The organism is Nocardioides sp. S-1144, from assembly GCF_005954645.2.
GTDB lineage: Bacteria > Actinomycetota > Actinomycetes > Propionibacteriales > Nocardioidaceae > Nocardioides > Nocardioides dongxiaopingii.
Genome location: NZ_CP040695.2, coordinates 722764 through 739921 on the forward strand (window position 1 = coordinate 722764; position 17158 = coordinate 739921).

17 protein-coding genes are annotated in these 17158 nt (G+C 73.5%); 14 read left to right on the forward strand and 3 right to left on the reverse strand.

Annotation, left to right across the window (positions count from 1 at the left end; all coding sequences use genetic code 11):
* Positions 1-68: 68 nt before the first annotated feature.
* The gene (locus tag FE634_RS03400; RefSeq protein WP_137292311.1) at positions 69-950 is read right to left on the reverse strand and encodes an HAD family hydrolase; all 882 of its coding nucleotides are present in this window, start codon (positions 948-950) and stop codon (positions 69-71) included.
* A 73-nt stretch (positions 951-1023) separates the two neighbouring features.
* On the opposite strand from FE634_RS03400, the gene FE634_RS03405 reads away from it, so the two are divergent.
* The 7 genes from FE634_RS03405 (at position 1024) to hemB (ending at position 9011) form a co-directional block, all read left to right on the forward strand.
* Entirely contained in the window at positions 1024-2664 is a 1641-nt protein-coding gene (locus FE634_RS03405) for a class I adenylate-forming enzyme family protein (protein ID WP_187366812.1), read from the forward strand.
* Between the two features lie 8 nt (positions 2665-2672).
* Complete coding sequence (locus tag FE634_RS03410) at positions 2673-2924, forward strand: glutaredoxin family protein (protein ID WP_138875086.1); 252 nt, start codon at positions 2673-2675, stop codon at positions 2922-2924.
* Between the two features lie 152 nt (positions 2925-3076).
* The gene (locus FE634_RS03415) at positions 3077-3763 is read left to right on the forward strand and encodes a redox-sensing transcriptional repressor Rex (RefSeq protein WP_170981460.1); all 687 of its coding nucleotides are present in this window, start codon (positions 3077-3079) and stop codon (positions 3761-3763) included.
* Between the two features lie 10 nt (positions 3764-3773).
* Positions 3774-5153, forward strand: a complete 1380-nt coding sequence (locus tag FE634_RS03420; RefSeq protein ID WP_137292315.1) for a glutamyl-tRNA reductase — start codon at positions 3774-3776, stop codon at positions 5151-5153.
* Positions 5150-6172 (forward strand): hydroxymethylbilane synthase, encoded by a 1023-nt coding sequence (hemC, locus tag FE634_RS03425; protein ID WP_170981442.1) that lies wholly within the window; start codon positions 5150-5152, stop codon positions 6170-6172. Before FE634_RS03420 ends, hemC begins: the two co-directional genes overlap by 4 nt.
* The gene (locus tag FE634_RS03430; protein ID WP_137292316.1) at positions 6169-7857 is read left to right on the forward strand and encodes a bifunctional uroporphyrinogen-III C-methyltransferase/uroporphyrinogen-III synthase; all 1689 of its coding nucleotides are present in this window, start codon (positions 6169-6171) and stop codon (positions 7855-7857) included. Before hemC ends, FE634_RS03430 begins: the two co-directional genes overlap by 4 nt.
* Before the next feature lie 146 nt (positions 7858-8003).
* Positions 8004-9011 (forward strand): porphobilinogen synthase, encoded by a 1008-nt coding sequence (gene hemB / locus FE634_RS03435; RefSeq protein WP_138875087.1) that lies wholly within the window; start codon positions 8004-8006, stop codon positions 9009-9011.
* Between the two features lies 1 nt (position 9012).
* On the opposite strand, the gene FE634_RS21540 is transcribed toward hemB, so the two are convergent.
* Positions 9013-10320 carry a lytic transglycosylase domain-containing protein gene (locus tag FE634_RS21540; protein ID WP_262347566.1) on the reverse strand — a complete coding sequence of 436 codons (1308 nt, stop codon included), beginning with the start codon at positions 10318-10320 and terminating at the stop codon, positions 9013-9015.
* Between the two features lie 284 nt (positions 10321-10604).
* On the opposite strand from FE634_RS21540, the gene hemL reads away from it, so the two are divergent.
* The 6 genes from hemL to ccsB are packed head-to-tail and all read left to right on the forward strand — an operon-like array spanning position 10605 to position 16555.
* Positions 10605-11885, forward strand: coding sequence for a glutamate-1-semialdehyde 2,1-aminomutase (hemL, locus tag FE634_RS03450; RefSeq protein WP_138877043.1), 1281 nt, complete (start codon positions 10605-10607; stop codon positions 11883-11885).
* 22 nt (positions 11886-11907) lie between these two features.
* Complete coding sequence (locus FE634_RS03455; protein ID WP_137292318.1) at positions 11908-12585, forward strand: histidine phosphatase family protein; 678 nt, start codon at positions 11908-11910, stop codon at positions 12583-12585.
* Positions 12585-13151, forward strand: coding sequence for a TlpA family protein disulfide reductase (locus tag FE634_RS03460; RefSeq protein ID WP_138875089.1), 567 nt, complete (start codon positions 12585-12587; stop codon positions 13149-13151). Before FE634_RS03455 ends, FE634_RS03460 begins: the two co-directional genes overlap by 1 nt.
* Positions 13144-13911: a cytochrome c biogenesis CcdA family protein gene (locus tag FE634_RS03465; protein WP_137292320.1), complete on the forward strand. Its 768-nt coding sequence runs from the start codon at positions 13144-13146 to the stop codon at positions 13909-13911. The genes FE634_RS03460 and FE634_RS03465 overlap by 8 nt, the downstream gene beginning before the upstream one ends.
* Positions 13911-15533, forward strand: coding sequence for a cytochrome c biogenesis protein ResB (gene resB, locus FE634_RS03470; RefSeq protein ID WP_148240353.1), 1623 nt, complete (start codon positions 13911-13913; stop codon positions 15531-15533). The genes FE634_RS03465 and resB overlap by 1 nt, the downstream gene beginning before the upstream one ends.
* Complete coding sequence (gene ccsB, locus FE634_RS03475; RefSeq protein WP_148240354.1) at positions 15530-16555, forward strand: c-type cytochrome biogenesis protein CcsB; 1026 nt, start codon at positions 15530-15532, stop codon at positions 16553-16555. The genes resB and ccsB overlap by 4 nt, the downstream gene beginning before the upstream one ends.
* Positions 16556-16627: 72 nt before the next feature.
* On the opposite strand, the gene FE634_RS03480 is transcribed toward ccsB, so the two are convergent.
* The gene (locus tag FE634_RS03480; protein WP_212721422.1) at positions 16628-16837 is read right to left on the reverse strand and encodes a hypothetical protein; all 210 of its coding nucleotides are present in this window, start codon (positions 16835-16837) and stop codon (positions 16628-16630) included.
* Between the two features lie 55 nt (positions 16838-16892).
* Here FE634_RS03480 and FE634_RS03485 point away from each other — a divergent pair, with 55 nt between their 5' ends.
* Entirely contained in the window at positions 16893-17156 is a 264-nt protein-coding gene (locus FE634_RS03485; protein WP_137292323.1) for a DUF4229 domain-containing protein, read from the forward strand.
* Positions 17157-17158: the final 2 nt, after the last annotated feature.

Below are 17158 nucleotides of genomic sequence, written 5' to 3' on the forward strand. Positions count from 1 at the left end.
CGAGCCCTGCGGTGATGGTAGATCAGGTTCGGGGCGGTGAACAGGCGTTGCTACCGGCTGGTAACCGGTCAGCGCCGCTTCCGCAGGGCCACCCCGGCGGCGACCGTGCCCGTCACCGTGCCCGCCGCGACCCCGACCGCCAGGCCGGCGCGGGCGGCCTTGCGCCCGGTGCGGTAGTCGCGGACCCGCCAGCCCTGCTCCTTGGCGTGGGCGCGCAGCCGGGAGTCGGGGTTGATGGCGACCGGGTTGCCGACCAGGCCGAGCATCGGCAGGTCGTTGGCCGAGTCGGAGTAGGCCGAGCACCGGGTCAGGTCGAGGCCCTCCCGGACCGCGAGGGCCTTGATCGCCTCGGCCTTGCCCGGTCCGTGCAGCATGTCGCCGACCAGCCGCCCGGTGTAGACGCCGTCGACGTGCTCGGCGACGGTGCCCATCGCGCCGGTGAGCCCCAGGCGGCGGGCGATGATCCGGGCGATCTCGATGGGGGCCGCCGTCACCAGCCAGACCCGCTGGCCCTGGTCGAGGTGCAGCTGGGCCAGGGCGCGGGTGCCGGGCCAGATCCGGTGCGCCATCGCCTCGTCGAAGATCTCCTCGCTCAGCTCCTCGAGCTCGGTGACGGTGTGCCCGGCGATGAAGCTGAGGGCGGAGTTGCGGGTCTCCGCGATGTGGTCGGGGTCCTCGACGCCGACCACGCGGAAGTAGGCCTGCTTCCAGGCCGCGGAGAGGATGTCGCGGGTGGTGAAGAACTCGCGCCGGTGCAGCCCGCGGGCGAGGTGGAAGATGCTGGCGCCCTGCATGACGGTGTTGTCGACGTCGAAGAACGCCGCCGCCGTGGGGTCGACGGGGTGGTCGAGGGCGGTCTCCACCTCGGCGGACGCCGCTGCCGCCTCGCCGGCCATCGTGGAGCGCTGCCGCAGGTTCGGCGGCCGGCGCTGCTTGTCCGAGGGAGGCATGGGCCCACTGTAGATCCAGGGACGCCCCGCGATGCCCCGTCAAGGCACGTCGTTCATGCCTACACTGCCTCGCATGCCGATCCCCGCTCCGACCGCCAGCACGCACGCGGGCCCGGCAGCGCTGGTCTCCGTCGCGGCGGGTGAGAACCCCGAGAAGCTGGCGATCGTGGAGGCCGGCGGACGCAGCCTGACCTGGTCCGCGCTCGACGACGAGGTGGGCCGGGTCGCGACCGGCCTGGCCGCCGCCGGCGTCCTGGCCGGCTACCGGATCGTCGTGATGACCGGCAACCGGCTCGAGTTCGTCACGACCTACCTCGGCGTCCTGCGCGCGCAGGCGGTCGCGGTCCCGCTCAACCCGGGCTCGACGGCCCGCGAGGTCGCCCGGGTCGTCGCCGACTGCGGCGCGCGGGTGCTCGTCGCGGACGCCGACACCGCCGCCACGGTGCGGGCGGCCGTCGCGATGCTCGACGACGCGCTGGCCGGGCGGACCACCCCGCTCGACGGCGACGTCCCGGCGGAGGTCCGCGCGCGGCTGGTCCGACCCCGTGTGGTGGTCGTCGGCGCCGCGCCCGAGGCCGGCGAGACGGCCTACGACGACCTGCGCGCCACCGAGGCCCGCCCGGCGCTGCCGCTGCTCGACCCCGAGCGGATCGCGGCCCTGCTCTACACCAGCGGCACGACCGGCCTGCCGCGCGGTGCGATGCTCAGCCACCGCGCGCTGGGCGCCAACATCGACCAGGTCGCCGCCGTCGACCCGCCGATGATCCACGGCGACGACGTCGTGCTGGGCGTGCTGCCGCTCTTCCACGTCTACGGGCTGAACGCCGTCCTGGGCTCGGTGCTGCGCCAGCGAGCCAAGCTCGTGCTGGCCGAGCGCTTCGACCCCCAGGGCACCCTCGACCTCATCGACGACGAGGCGTGCAGCGTCGTGCCGGTCGCGCCGCCGGTCTTCGCCCACTGGAAGGACGTCGACCTGGCCGGTCGGCTCGGCCCGGTCCGGCTCGTGCTGTCGGGCTCGGCACCGGTCGCCCCCGAGGTGGTCGCGGAGTTCGTCGACCGCACCGGCATCGCGGTGCACCAGGGCTACGGCCTCACCGAGGCCGCGCCCGTCGTCACCAGCACCCTCGTCTCCGAGCACCCGCCGGCCGGGTCGGTCGGCGCCCCGCTCGGCGGCATCGAGCTGCGCCTGGTCGACGAGGACGGCCGCCCGGTCGAGGGCGAGGACCCCGGCGAGATCCGGCTCCGCGGCGCCAACCTGTTCAGCGGCTACTGGCCCGACGGCGCCGACGGGCCCGACGCCGACGGCTGGTGGTCCACCGGCGACGTCGCCTTCGTCGACCCGCACGGCGACGTGTTCCTGGTCGACCGCGTCAAGGAGCTCGTGATCGTGTCCGGGTTCAACGTCTACCCGGTCGAGGTCGAGCGGGTCGTCTCGGCCGTCGAGGGCGTCACCGAGGTCGCCGTCATCGGCGTCGCCGACGACGTCACCGGCGAGGCGGTCGTCGCCTACGTCGTGGCCCGCGGCACCGCGGCCGCCGACCGCGGCGCCGTCGAGAGCGCCGTCCGGGCGGCGTGCGAGAGCGGCCTGGCCCGGTTCAAGGTGCCCAGCCGGATCGAGGTCGTCGACGAGCTGCCGGTCGGGGTGACCGGCAAGGTCCAGAAGGGCCGCCTGCGCGGCTACGAGCGCCGGCGTGCCGCCGGCCTGATCGACTAGGCGCCGCCGTGGACCCGACGAGCCGAGCGGCCCGCGTCACCCTGTACTCCCGCACCGGCTGCCACCTGTGCGAGGTCGCCGAGGAGGTCGTGGCGCGCGTCTGCGCCGACCTGGGGGAGGGCTACGACGTCGTCCTGGTCGACGGCGACCCCGAGCTCCAGCGCCGCTTCAGCGACGAGGTCCCGGTGACCTTCGTCGACGGCCGCCAGCACGACTTCTGGCGGGTCGACGAGGCCCGGCTGCGCGCCGCGCTGCGGTGAGGCGACGGCCGCCGCGGCGGCTGTCCACCCCCTCTCGGTGTGCGCCTTCTCACCTGTGCTAGGAGTCCGCCCCGCTCGTTTTGTGCCCCCGTTCACAAACTCTTACAGTGAACGCGTCGACCCCCTCTCAGAGGTCCCTCCCCGGGTGTCGGCTGGAGAGAAGAGCAGTGACCGCACGGACACCCAGCAGAACGTTGGGCGAGAGCGTCCGGGACATCCCGGAGGCGACCGTCGCCCGCCTGCCCGTCTACCTGCGAGCCCTCAACACCCTCGCCGAGGCCGATACCCGCACCTGCTCCAGCGAGGAGCTCGCGACGGCCGCGGGCGTCAACTCCGCCAAGCTCCGCAAGGACCTCTCCTACCTCGGCAGCTACGGCACCCGCGGCGTCGGCTACGACGTCGACTACCTGCGCTACCAGATCGCGCGCGAGATCGGCGTCACCCAGGACTGGCCGGTGGTGATCGTCGGGATCGGCAACCTCGGCCACGCGCTGGCCAACTACTCGGGCTTCCGCAGCCGCGGCTTCCGGGTCGTGGCCCTGCTCGACGCCGACGACACCCGCCACGGCGAGGTCGTCGCCGGGGTCGACGTCCGAGCCTTCGACGACCTCGAGGAGATCGTCACCACCCACGGCGTCGCGATCGGCGTGATCGCCGCGCCGGCCGCCGCCGCGCAGGACGTCGCCGACCGGATGGTCGCCTGCGGCATCACCAGCATCCTGAACTTCGCCCCGTCGGTGATCTCGGTGCCCGACGGCGTCGACGTCCGCAAGGTCGACCTGTCGATCGAGCTGCAGATTCTCGCCTACCACGAGCAGCGGAAGGCCCAGCTGTCATGAGGAGTGTCCTGTGAGCATCCTGGTCGTCGGCATCTCCCACAACAGCGCGCCGGTGTCGGTCCTCGAGCGGGTCGCGCTCGACGCCGACGGCGTCCACAAGCTCGTCACCGACGTCGCCTCCTGCGCCCACGTCACCGAGGCCACGGTCGTCTCCACCTGCAACCGGGTCGAGGTCTACGCCGACGTCGACCGCTTCCACGGCAGCGTCGAGTCGCTCTCCCGGCTGCTCGTCGAGCGCGCCGGCGAGACCGCCGAGGCGATGCTCCAGCACCTCTACGTCCACTACGACGACGGCGCGGTGGCCCACCTGTTCCAGGTGGCGGCCGGCCTCGACTCGATGGCCGTCGGCGAGGGCCAGATCCTGGGCCAGACCCGGGCCGCGCTGCGGCTGGGCCAGGAGCTCGGCACCGTCGGGCCCGCCCTCAACTCGCTCTTCCAGCAGGCCCTGCGCGTCGGCAAGCGCACCCGCGCCGAGACCGGCATCGACCGCGTCGCCCCGTCGTTGGTCAGCGCCGCGCTCGACCGCGCCGAGCTCGCCGTCGGCCCCGTCGCGGGCCGCGCGGTCGTCGTCGTCGGCGCCGGCGCGATGGCCGGTCTCGCCACCGCCACCGTGAGCCGCCTCGGCGCCGCCCGCGTCAGCGTCGTCAACCGCTCCGCCGACCGGGCCCAGCGCCTGGCCCTCGAGCACGCCGCCGTCCCGGTCGCCCTGGCCGACCTGCCCGCCGCGCTGGCCGGCGCCGACGTCGTCATCACCTGCACCGGCGCCACCGGCATCCTCGTCACCCGCGACATGGTCGACCGGGTGCGCGACGCCGACTCCGCCCCGCTGGCCGTCATCGACCTGGCGCTGCCCCACGACGTCGAGCCGAGCGTCGCCGACCTCGACGGGGTGTCGCTCATCGGGCTGGCCGAGCTGGCCGAGTCGCTCGCCGACAGCGACGCCGGCCGCGAGGTCGTCGAGGTCCGCCGCGTCGTCGGCGAGGAGGTCGACGCCTTCCTCACCGCCCGGCGCCAGTCCAGCGTCACCCCGACCGTCGTCGCGCTCCGCTCGATGGCCACCGCGGTCGTCGACGCCGAGATGAGCCGGCTCGAGGCGCGCCTGCCCCGGCTCGACGACGCCTCGCGCGCCGAGATCCGCCACACGGTGCGCCGCGTCGCCGACAAGCTGCTGCACGAGCCGACCGTCCGGGTCCGCGAGCTGGCCAACGAGCAGGGTGCGGTGTCCTACGAGCGCGCCCTCGCCGAGCTGTTCGCGCTCGACCCCGAGGCCGTCGTGGCCGTCACCCGGCCCGACGTCACCGCCACGGGGCGCCCCTCCTCGGCTCCCGCGACCCGCTCCTCCGACGAGCAGCGCCGCGGGGACGCCGACGCGACGGGGGGCACGCCGTGACCGCCGCCAGCCCGGTGCGCGTGGGCACCCGCCGCAGCCTCCTGGCCACCACCCAGGCCGGCCACGTCGCCGACCTGATCCGCGAGCGGCTCGGCCACGAGGTCGAGCTGGTCGAGATCACCACCGAGGGCGACCGCAGCCAGGCCAGCGGCACCCCGCTGGTCGGCTCCTCGGTCACCGGCGTCTTCGTCGGGGCGCTGCGCGAGGCCCTGGTCGACGGCCGGGTCGACGTCGCCGTCCACTCCCTCAAGGACCTCCCCACCCAGCCGGCCCCGGGCATCGCGCTGGCCGCGATCCCGGTCCGCGAGGACCCGCGCGACGCCGTCGTGGCCCGCGACGGGCTGACCCTCGGCGAGCTCCCGGCCGGCAGCCGGGTCGGCACCGGTTCGCCGCGCCGCGCCGCGCAGCTGCACGCCCTCGGTCTCGGTTTGGACGTCGTCGGCGTCCGTGGGAACGTCGACACCAGGATCGGCAAGGTGCTCGACGGCGAGCTCGACGGCGTCGTCCTGGCCCGCGCCGGTCTGGCCCGGATCGAGCGGCTCGCCGACGTCACGGAGGTGCTGGACCCCTTGCAGATGCTTCCCGCCCCCGGCCAGGGTGCGCTCGCGGTCGAGTGCCGCGACGGCGACCCCCTGGCGCTGGAGCTGGCCCGACTCGACGACCCGGCCTCCCGGGCGGCGGTCGAGGCCGAGCGGGCGCTGCTGGCCACCCTCGAGGGCGGCTGCTCGGCGCCCATCGGGGCGCTGGCCCTGGTCGTCGAGGGCGACGACGGAGATGAGCTCTGGGTGAGGGCCGTGGCGCTCTCACCCGACGGGTCGCTCTCGGTGCGGAAGTCCGCATCGGGTGACCCGGCCGACGCCGCGGGCGTCGGAAACCGGCTGGCGAGCGAGATGCTCGCCGACGGAGCAGGACAGCTGAATCCATCAGCTGCGAGACCAGCCACAGCGGACGGCGGGGCTGCGGCGCAGCGGCCGCCGTCGTCCCAGGAAAACCCAGTTGCAGAGGTGCAGAACCCATGACGCGAGCCAAGTCCCCCTCCGTTGCCGACCTGATCGCCCGCTCGTGGGTGTCGTTCGTCGGCAGCGGCCCCGGTGATCCCGACCTGCTGACGGTCCGCGCCGTCGACCTGATCCGTCAGGCCGACGTCGTCGTCACCGAGACGCCCGAGCACGCCGGGCTCGTCCGCACGCTCCTCGGCCTGCCGACGCCGGTCGAGCCGGCCGACGTCGACGACCCCGCCGCGGTGGAGCCGGTCGGGCCCGTCGGGCCCGAGCTGGTCGACGGCGGCTTCGGCGAGGACGGCCAGCCCCTCACCCACGCCAACCGCGCCAAGGTCGTCGTCAAGCAGGCCAAGCGCGGCCTGCGGGTCGTCCGGCTGCTGTCCGGCGAGCCGTTCCTGTACGCCTCCGGACCGGAGGAGGCCCAGGCCTGTGCCAAGGCCGGCATCGGCTTCGAGGTCGTCCCCGGCGTCTCCTCGGTCTCCGCGGTCCCGGCCTACGCCGGCATCCCGCTCACCACCAAGGACCACCGCGAGCTCGCGGTCGTCACCTGTGGCGACAAGGTCGACTGGAGCCGCTACGGCGACAACCGCACCCTCGTGCTGCTCTCGGCCGTCGGCCAGATCGCCGACGTCGCCAAGGCGCTCGTCGCCGCCGGCCGGTCGCCGCAGACCCCCGTCGCGATGACCCGCGTCGGCACCACCACCGAGCAGCAGACCGTCGCCTCCACGCTGGAGCACATCGCGGCCGACGCCCGCGCCGCCCGGATGTCGCCGCCGGCGATCACCGTCGTCGGTGACGTCGTCGACCTGCGCGAGACGCTGTCGTGGTTCGAGACCAAGCCGCTCTTCGGCTGGCGCGTGCTGGTGCCCCGCACCAAGGACCAGGCCGCCTCGCTCTCCACCGGCCTGCGCGGCTACGGCGCCGTGCCCGAGGAGGTCCCGACGATCTCGGTCGAGCCGCCGCGCAACCCGCTGCAGATGGACAAGGCCGTGCGCGGCCTCGTCGAGGGCCGCTACGAGTGGATCGCCTTCACCTCGGTCAACGCCGTGCGCGCGGTCCGCGAGAAGTTCGAGGAGTACGGCCTCGACGCCCGTGCCTTCTCGGGCCTCAAGATCGCCGCCGTCGGCGACAAGACCGCCGCCGCGATCGCCGCCTGGGGCCTGCGCGCCGACCTGGTCCCCTCGGGGGAGCAGTCGGCCGCCGGCCTGCTCGCCGACTGGCCCGAGTACGACGAGGTGCTCGACCCCATCAACCGGGTCTTCCTGCCCCGTGCCGACATCGCCACCGAGACCCTCGTGGCCGGCCTGGTCGACCTCGGCTGGGAGTGCGACGACGTCACCGCCTACCGCACCGTGCGGGCCACCCCGCCGCCGGCGCCGGTGCGCGACGCGATCAAGTCCGGTCGCTTCGACGCGGTCGTCTTCACCTCGTCCTCGACCGTGCGCAACCTCGTCGGCATCGCCGGCAAGCCGCACCCCTCGACCGTCATCGCCGTCATCGGGCCCGCGACGGCCAAGACCGCCGAGGAGCACGGCCTCCGCGTCGACGTGCTGGCCCCCAAGCCGGACGTCGACGAGCTGGTCCGCGCCCTCGCCGACTTCGGTGGCGCCCGCCGCTCGGCCATGGTGGAGGCCGGCGAGCCGGTCACCAAGCCGTCCGACCGGAAGCCGTCCGCGCGACGCTCGAGCCGCGCCAAGGCGTGAGGTTGGCGGGGCGGGGTTTCCCCGGTCGACCGGGGAAGTCTGAACTTGGGGGCCGGGATCCCGGCCCCCAGGTTCAGGGACAGGCCGCCCAGTCCGCCCGGACGGCCGGTGTGACCGCGAACAGCCCGAGGGAACAGGATCCAGTCATGACCGACGCCGCACCCCACGTCCGCCGCCCCACGATCCGCCCGCGCCGCCTGCGGACCACGCCGGCGCTGCGCCGGGCGGTGGCGGAGACCTCGTTGGAGGCGCGCCAGCTGGTGCTGCCGGTGTTCGTGCGCGAGGGGCTCACCGAGCCGCGACCGATCTCCTCGATGCCGGGCGTCGTGCAGCACTCGACCGACAGCCTGCGGCGCGCGGCCGCGGAGGCCGCCGACCTCGGGCTCGCCGGGATCATGCTGTTCGGCATCCCCGAGCACAAGGACGCCGTGGGCTCCGGCGCGGTCGACCCCGACGGCGTCCTCAACCGGGCGATCGTCGACGTCGTCGCCGAGGTCGGCGACGCGCTGCCGGTGATGGCCGACCTGTGCCTCGACGAGTTCACCGACCACGGCCACTGCGGGGTGCTGACCGCCGACGGCCGCGTCGACAACGACGCCACCCTCGAGGTGTACGCCGAGATGGCGCGGGCCCAGGCCGCGGCCGGCGTCGACCTGGTCGGCCCCAGCGGGATGATGGACGGCCAGGTCGCGGTGGTGCGCGACGCCCTCGACGGCGCCGGTCACACCGACGTCGCCGTCCTGGCCTACTCGGCGAAGTACGCCTCCGCCTTCTTCGGTCCGTTCCGCGAGGCCGTCGACTCCTCGCTGCGGGGCGACCGCCGGACCTACCAGCAGGACCCCGCCAACGGGCGCGAGGGCGTCCGCGAGGCCCTGCTCGACATCGCCGAGGGCGCCGACATCGTCATGGTCAAGCCCGCCCTGGCCTACCTCGACGTGCTGCGTCGGGTCCGCGACGCCGTCGACGTGCCGGTGGCGGCGTACAACATCTCCGGCGAGTACTCGATGGTCGAGGCCGCCGCCGCGCACGGGTGGATCGACCGCGAGGCCGCGATCCTGGAGACGCTGGTCTCGATCCGGCGCGCCGGCGCCGACATCGTGCTCACCTACTGGGCGAGCGAGGCGGCCCGGCTGTTGAGGACCCGAACCCGCTAGGTCAGGTCGTGTATCTCTTCACGCACTGGTCGAAAGGATCGTCGTTCCTCAACAGGTTGTTGATGAAGCCCTCGGCGGTGCACCTGAGTGCAGCCTGCGTCAGCGTCAGGAGGTCGTCGAGCGGCTCGACGCCGGTGGTGGGCAGTTCGGTGGGGATGACCTGCGGGACGTCGGGGAGGTCGGGACCGCCACCGCCCGAACCACCACCACCGGTGCCGCCCGAACCGCCGGAGCCGCCGTCACCCGCACCGTCCCCGCCGCCGCCACCGCCGGTGGAGCCGTCGCCGTCACCGGAGCCGCCCCCGTCGCCGGAGCCGTTGTCGGACCCGCCGTCGTCGGGGTCGGTGGTGCCGGTCGGGTCGGGTCCGGGCACCTGCTCGGCGCTCGGGACCGGCTGGTCGCGGGGCCCGCCGCGGTCGCGGTCCCGGTCGCCCCGCCCGTCGTCGCCGTCGTTGCGACCGGGGAGCGGGGTGGGGTCGGCGTTGCCGGCCGCCGAGGTGCCCTCCGGGACGGAGGTGAAGTCGCCGTCGAGGTAGGCGTCCATGATGGACAGGACCAGGTCGACGTAGGCCTCGGAGTGGTTGTAGCGGAAGACGCTGGCGCGCTGGCCGGCGAGCGTGGCGAGGTCGTCCTTGCCGGAGCAGAGGTAGACCGCGGTCGCCAGGGCGGCGTCGTCGATGTCCTGCGGGTCGCGGACGCCGTCGTTGTCGGCGTCGACCCCGACCACGGCCCACGTGGAGGGGATGAACTGCATCGGTCCGACGGCGCGGTCGAAGGTGGGGTCGTCGTCGTACTGGCCGGCGTCGGTGTCGCGGATGACCGCAGTGTCGTTGCGGCCGTCGAGGGCGATGCCCCGGATGGCGGGGGAGGCGACCCCCCGGGCGTCGAGCTCGCTGCCACCGAAGCGGCCGTGGTCGGACTCGACCCGGCCGATCGCCGCGACCAGCTGCCACGACAGGTTGCAGGACTTGTCGGCGGCGTTGATGACGGTCTCGGCGCGCTGGTAGGCCGCGAGCGCCTGGGCCGGGATGCCGCTGGTCGAGGAGCCCGCGACGATCTCACGGGCGTTGCCCTCGACGCCGCCGACCGAGCCGGAGGTCTTGTCGGGTGCCGAGACCGAGGCCGGGGCCTCGATCGCCTGGGCGGGGACGCGGGACCCGTCGGGGAGCAGGCCCCCGGAGTCAGCCGCCGCGGCGCGACCCGACGCGGACCCGGTGGTGGTCAGGCTCGCCGTCCACGCGACGGACAACAGGGCCAGCGGCACGATCGCTGACGCCTTCTGCAGAGTGCCGAACCGTGAGACGGGCATTGTTCTTCTCCTGTGCCGGGCCTGAGCGCGGTGCTCCCTGTACCCCAGGTGACCGTGACGCAAACCACAACGAGCCGGACGGTGTCGGGTTACGCGCGGGTGGCGTGGAGCCGGGCCCCATGTGATCACGGACACCATGTCGCGGCAACCCCGAGGCGGGGCGGGGTCCCGATCGTGGTCTCCTACCCACCCTCGGCGACAATGGCGGGGTGACCTCCACCAGCACCCCGGACGACACCGCGCCCGGCGCCCCCGACGCCCTCGTCGACGCCGCCTCGCGCGCGATGTTCGACCGGGCGCGGGCGGTGATCCCCGGCGGCGTGTCCTCACCGGTCCGGGCGTTCAACGCGGTCGGCGGCACCCCGCGCTTCATCCGCTCCGCGGCCGGCCCCCGGCTCACCGACGTCGACGGCAACACCTACGTCGACCTCGTCTGCTCCTGGGGACCGATGCTCGTCGGGCACGCCCACCCCGAGGTGCAGGAGGCCGTGCTGGCCGCGGTCGCCCGCGGCACCTCCTACGGCGCGCCGACCGAGCCCGAGGTCGAGCTCGGCGAGGAGATCCTCGCCCGGACGCCGGTCGAGCGGGTCCGCTTCGTCTCCTCCGGCACCGAGGCGACGATGTCGGCGATCCGGCTGGCCCGCGGCTTCACCGGCCGCGAGGTCGTGGTGAAGTTCGCCGGCTGCTACCACGGCCACGTCGACGCGCTGCTGGCCTCGGCGGGCTCAGGCCTCATCACCTTCGCGGTGCCGGGCACCCCCGGCGTGCCGGTGTCCTCCACCGAGCTGACCCTCGTCCTGCCCTACAACGACCGCGCCGCGGTCACCGCCGCCTTCGCCGAGCACGGCGACCGGATCGCCTGCGTGATCACCGAGGCCGCCCCCGGCAACATGGGCGTCGTCCCGCCCGAGCCGGGGTTCAACCAGTTCCTCTCCGAGACCTGCACCCGGCACGGCGCACTGTTCGTCAGCGACGAGGTGATGACCGGCTTCCGCGCCTCCCGCCGGGGCCAGTGGGGTCTCGACGGCGCCGTCGAGGGCTGGGCGCCCGACCTGATGACCTTCGGCAAGGTGATGGGCGGCGGGTTCCCGGCGGCGGCGTTCGGCGGCCGGGCCGACGTGATGTCGATGCTCGCGCCCGAGGGGCCCGTCTACCAGGCCGGCACCCTCTCGGGGAACCCCGTCGCCACGACCGCCGGGCTGGCGACGCTCCGCCTGGCCACCGACGAGGTCTACGCCCGCCTCACCGCCGCCGGCGACACGATCAAGGCCGCGACCGCGGAGGCGCTCTCCGCGGCCGGCGTCGCGCACACCATCCAGTCGGTCGGCACGATGTTCTCGGTCTTCCTGTGCGAGGGCCCGGTGCGCGACTTCACCGAGGCCTCCCGCACCGACGTCGCGGCCTACGCCGCCTTGTTCCACGCCATGCTGGACGCCGGGGTCTACCTGCCGCCGTCGGCCTACGAGGCGTGGTTCCTGTCCTCGGCGCACGACGACGCCGCCGTCCAGACCATCCTCGACGCCCTCCCGGGCGCCGCCCGAGCCGCTGCCCGCACCCAGAAGTGAGCGCCCCAGAGATGAGGAACGCGTGAGCACCCCCGACACCATCGTCCACCTCCTGCGCCACGGGGAGGTCCACAACCCCGAGGGCGTCCTGTACGGCCGCCGGGACGGCTTCCACCTCTCCGACCTCGGCAACCGGATGGCCCAGAAGGTGGCCGACACCATCAAGGACCGCGACATCGTCCACCTGGTGTCCTCCCCGCTGGAGCGGGCCCAGGAGACGGCCGCGCCGCTGGCGCTGGCGCGCGGCCTGACCCCGGTGCTCGACGAGCGGGTGCTGGAGTCGACCAACAAGTTCGAGGGCATGACCTTCGGCAAGGGCCGCAACTCCCTGAAGAACCCGAGCACCTGGCGACACCTGTGGAACCCCTTCAAGCCGTCGTGGGGCGAGCCCTACGACCAGGTCGTGGCGCGGATGATGGCCGCGGTCCGCGACGCCCGCGAGGCGGCCGCCGGCCACGAGGCCGTCGTGGTCTCCCACCAGCTGCCGATCTGGATCACCCGGCTGGCCGCCGAGAAGCGCTCCTACCTGCACCACCCCAAGAACCGGCAGTGCACGCTGTGCTCGCTGACGTCGCTGCACTTCGTCGGCGACCGGCTCACCCAGGTCGCCTACAGCGAGCCCGCGGGCGACCTGATCCCCGTCGGCGACAAGGGCGCCCCCTTCTCGGCCGGCAACGCGCCGGAGGAGAAGCGGCCCTGATGCGTGTTCGCCGGTTCGTCGCCGCGGCCCTCCTCACGCCGACCCTCGCCCTCGTGGCCGGGTGCAGCGGCGGGCTCGACGGCACCGGCGACGCCAACTTCGTCTACGGCGACGGCGCGATCACCCTGGTCCCGCCGGAGGACCGCGGCGACACCGTCGACATCGCGGGGGAGACCCTCGGCGGTGAGCAGCTCGACCTCGCCGACCTGCGCGGCCGGGTCGTCGTCCTCAACGTGTGGGGCTCGTGGTGCAACCCGTGCCGCGAGGAGGCGCCGGTGCTGAAGACCGCCTCAGAGGAGGTCGACGCCGCCTTCGTCGGCCTCAGCTTCCGCGAGAACTCCTTCGAGAACGCCCGCTCCTTCGAGCGCGAGTTCGGCATCGGGTACCCGACGATCGCCGACACCGGGGCCGGCGTGCTGCAGCTGGGCCGGTGGGCGCCGACGTCCCCGCCGACGACCTACGTGCTCGACGAGCAGGGTCGTGTCGCCGCGCTCATCACCGGGGCGGTCACCTCGGCGACCACGCTCGAGGACCTCGTCGAGGACGTCGCGAACGCCGATGGGTGACTGGTTCCAGGACCAGGCCGCCGCCGGTTCCCTCGCCCTGGCCCTCCCGGTCGCGATGATCGCCGGGCTGGTCTCCTTCTTCAGCCCGTGCGTGATCCCGCTGCTGCCGGGCTACCTCTCCTACGCCACCGGGATCTCCGGCGCCGACCTCGCCGCCGGCGAGGCCTCGAACCGGCGCGGGCGGATGCTGCTCGGCTCGGTGCTCTTCGTGCTCGGGTTCACCGTCGTCTTCGTGCTCATCGGGACGGCGCTCGGCGGGATCGGCGTCTCGGTCCGCCAGTACGAGGACCAGATCAGGATCGGCATGGGCATCGTGCTGGTCGTGCTCGGCCTCGTGTTCGCGGGCGCCGTCCCGTGGCTGCAGCGCGAGTGGCGCATCCACCGGGTGCCGGCCGTCGGGCTCGGCGCCGCGCCCCTCCTGGGGGCGCTCTTCGCCTTCGGGTGGGCGCCGTGCATCGGCCCGACGTTCGGCGTGATCCTCACCCTGACCTACAGCACCGACGGCGCCACGGCCGCCCGCGGGGGCGTGCTCTCGGCGGCCTACGCCCTGGGGCTCGGCATCCCGTTCATCGTCGTCGGACTCTTCTACGCCCGCTCGCTGCGGGCCCTGTCGTGGGTGCGCAAGCACCAGCGCGCCGTCATGCAGATCGGGGGCGCGATGCTGGTGGTGATCGGCGTGCTGTTCCTCACCGGCTGGTGGGAGTGGGCCGTGCAGTGGGTCCAGGTGCGCCTCGTCGGCGGCTTCCAGGTGCCGGTCTGATGTCCGACCTGCGCCAGCACTCCGACCTGCCCACCCGTCGTCCCGGCGAATTGGGGGCCCGCGAGCTCGCCCGCTGGGCCTGGCGCCAGCTGACGTCGATGCGCACCGCCCTGGTGCTGCTGCTCCTCCTCGCGCTGGCCGCCGTGCCGGGCTCGGTGATCCCGCAGTCCGGGGTCGACGCGCTCGAGGTCTCGCAGTGGAAGGAGGCGCACCCGAACCTGACGCCGGTCTACGAGCGGCTCGGGCTCTTCTCGGTCTACGACTCGGCGTGGTTCTCCGCGATCTACCTGCTGCTGATGATCTCGCTGGTGGGCTGCATCATCCCGCGCACGCTCGTCTACGCCCGGGCGCTGCGCGCCCAGCCGCCCGCCGTCCCGCGCAACCTGTCGCGGCTGCCCGACCACACCGCCTACGAGACCGACGACGACGTCGAGGTCGTGCTCGAGCGGGCGCGCACGGCGCTGCGGCGCAAGCGCTACCGGCTCAGGGTCGCGGACGACGGCCCGGCCGGCGTGAGCGCCGAGAAGGGCTACCTGCGCGAGTTCGGCAACCTGGTCTTCCACATCTCGGTGATCGTCGTGCTCGTCGGCTTCGCCGTCGGCAGCCTGCGGGGCTACCAGGGCGGCGTCATCGTGCTCGCCGGCAACCCGTCCTCGGGGCTCGAGGGCGGCACGTTCTCCAACACCCCGGCCTCCTACGACGACCTCGACCCGGGCAGCCTGTTCGGCGCCGACGACTTCGACCCGTTCACCTTCACCGTCGACGACTTCGACATCACCTGGCTCACCGAGGGCTCAGCCGCCGGCACCGCGCGCGAGTTCCGGGCGCCGATCACCTACCGCGAGGGCCTCGACGGCGCGGAGCAGACCTACGACCTGCGGGTCAACCACCCGCTCTCGATCGGCGACACCGACGTGTTCCTCATCGGGCACGGCTACGCCCCGGTGATCACGGTGCGCGACGGCGACGGCGAGGTCGCCTACCAGGGCCCCACGGTGTTCCTGCCGCAGGACCCCTCGTTCCTGTCGTTCGGCGTGGTCAAGGCGCCCTCGGCCCGGCCGGGCGCGATCGGGCTCGAGGGCGTGCTCTACCCCTCGTTCGAGTTCATCGACGGCAACCCGGTCACCGTCTTCCCGGCGCTGGCGAACCCGCTGATCTCGATGAACGTCTGGACCGGCGACCTCGGCCTCGACGACGGCGTGCCCCAGTCGGTCTACGTGCTCGACACCTCCGGCGCGACGCCCGTCGACGACGCCGACGGCACGCAGCTGCGCCTCGACCTGCAGCTCGGCGAGACCGTGCAGCTGCCGGACGGTCTCGGGTCGGTCAGCTTCGACGACGTCCAGCCGTGGGTGCGGGTGCAGATCAGCCAGAGCCCCGGCAAGGAGGTCGCGCTCGGGGGCGTCGTCCTGGCGCTGCTGGGCCTGCTCGGCTCGCTGTTCATCCGCCCGCGCCGGGTGTGGGTCACGGCCCGTCGCCGGGAGGGTGAGGAGTCTGACCGTAGGGGTGCGACCATGGTCGAGGTGGGTCTGCTCGACCGCTCCGGCGGCGCGGACCTCACCGACGTGCTCGACGAGATCGTGGCCGCCCTGCAGGGTCGGGCCGAGGAGGAGAAGGCATGACCAACGCCGGGTGGGAGACCCTGAGCAACCAGGCGATCGGGGCCGCGGGGGTCGTCTACTTCCTGGCGCTCCTCGTGCACCTGGCCGAGTGGGCGTCGCTGCGCCAGCCCAGGGCTGCCCGCACCGGGGCCGCGGGCGAGCCCGAGCCCGCGGGCGACGTCCTGGTGGCGGTCGAGACCGGTGGCGAGTCGTCGCAGCGCACCGAGTTCCTCGGCCGGCTCGGCGTCCTGCTGACCGTCGTGGCGGTGGCCGGGCACTTCGTGGCCCTGCTGGGGCGCGGCATGGCCGCGGACCCCAACCGGGTGCCCTGGGGCAACATGTACGAGTTCACCGTCTCCGGCACCTTCGTCGTCGGCCTGATGTACCTCGTGCTGATGCGCAAGTACTCGCTGCAGTGGATGGCGCCGATCGTGCTGACGTTCGTGACCGCCACGCTGATGGTCGCGGTCATCTGGCTCCACGACGAGGTCGCCCCGCTCACCGAGGCGCTCAACTCCTACTGGCTGGTGATCCACGTCGTGTCCGCGGTCATCGCGACCGGCGCGTTCACCATCGGCGGCATCCTGTCGATCGTCTACCTGGTCAAGCTGCGCCGGGGCGAGGCGACGTCCGGCCCGATGGCCCGGATCCCCTCGCTCGCCGTCCTCGACCGGACGGCGTACCGGATCCACGCCTTCGCGTTCCCGGTGTGGACCTTCGCGGTCCTCATCACCGGCCCGATCTGGGCGCACGAGGCCTGGTCGCGCTACTGGAACTGGGACCCCAAGGAGGTGTGGGCCTTCATCACCTGGGTCGTCTACGCCGCCTACCTCCACGCACGCGCCACCGCCGGCTGGAAGGGCCGCAACGCCGCCATCCTGGCCTGCGTCGGTCTGGCCACCCTGTGGTTCAACTTCATCGGGATCAACTACTTCTCGACCAGCTCCCAGCACTCCTACGCCGGCGCCGAGACCGCCGTCGTCCGCCTCCCCGACGCCGACCCGTCGCTGATCACTGACGGGTCAGAGCCACACCTGAGGTGACCCGTCGCTGATCACTGACGGGTCAGCGCCACACCTGGGGTGACCCGTCGCTGATCACTGACGGGTCAGCGGTCAGGTGGTCTCGGGGTCCTCGGGCTCGCGGCGCTTGCGGTCGAGGTCGCGGAGGAAGTCCTCGTCATCGTCGGGCGCGACGATCCTGCGCGGGCCGGGACGTCGCGGGCGCGCCGGCCGGTCGGGCAGCATGCCGCGCTCCTGGAACACGCGGACCAGCAGGTAGATCGCCACCGCGAAGAGGATGAGCAGGAACACGAACCGGAGCACACCTCCAGCGTAGAGCGATGCTGGTGAGCGTGGCCCGACCGCCTACCCTGGAGGGGTGAAGGACTTCGTCGTCTACACCGCGCTGCGGATCGGACTGTTCCTGCTGACCTGGGCCGCCGTCACCGGCGCCTGGCTCCTGGTCGCGGGCGAGGCGGCCCTCGGGCTGACCTTCCTCATCGCCTTCGTGCTCAGCGGCATCGGGTCCTACTTCGTGCTCAGCGGGCCGCGCGACCGCCTCGCCCGCCACGTGGAGCAGCGGGCCGGCCGGATCAGCGAGAAGATGGAGGAGCGGGCGGCCAAGGAGGACGTGCCCGACTGAAC

Excerpts from the sequence above, each read along its gene's own strand:
- FE634_RS03400 (WP_137292311.1), bottom strand. The coding sequence starts at position 950 with ATGCCTCCCTCGGACAAGCAGCGCCGGCCGCCGAACCTGCGGCAGCGC.
- FE634_RS03405 (WP_187366812.1), top strand. The coding sequence starts at position 1,024 with ATGCCGATCCCCGCTCCGACCGCCAGCACGCACGCGGGCCCGGCAGCG.
- FE634_RS03430 (WP_137292316.1), top strand. The coding sequence starts at position 6,169 with ATGACGCGAGCCAAGTCCCCCTCCGTTGCCGACCTGATCGCCCGCTCG.
- hemB (WP_138875087.1), top strand. The coding sequence starts at position 8,004 with ATGACCGACGCCGCACCCCACGTCCGCCGCCCCACGATCCGCCCGCGC.
- FE634_RS21540 (WP_262347566.1), bottom strand. The coding sequence starts at position 10,320 with ATGCCCGTCTCACGGTTCGGCACTCTGCAGAAGGCGTCAGCGATCGTG.
- hemL (WP_138877043.1), top strand. The coding sequence starts at position 10,605 with ATGTTCGACCGGGCGCGGGCGGTGATCCCCGGCGGCGTGTCCTCACCG.
- FE634_RS03460 (WP_138875089.1), top strand. The coding sequence starts at position 12,585 with ATGCGTGTTCGCCGGTTCGTCGCCGCGGCCCTCCTCACGCCGACCCTC.
- FE634_RS03465 (WP_137292320.1), top strand. The coding sequence starts at position 13,144 with ATGGGTGACTGGTTCCAGGACCAGGCCGCCGCCGGTTCCCTCGCCCTG.
- resB (WP_148240353.1), top strand. The coding sequence starts at position 13,911 with ATGTCCGACCTGCGCCAGCACTCCGACCTGCCCACCCGTCGTCCCGGC.
- ccsB (WP_148240354.1), top strand. The coding sequence starts at position 15,530 with ATGACCAACGCCGGGTGGGAGACCCTGAGCAACCAGGCGATCGGGGCC.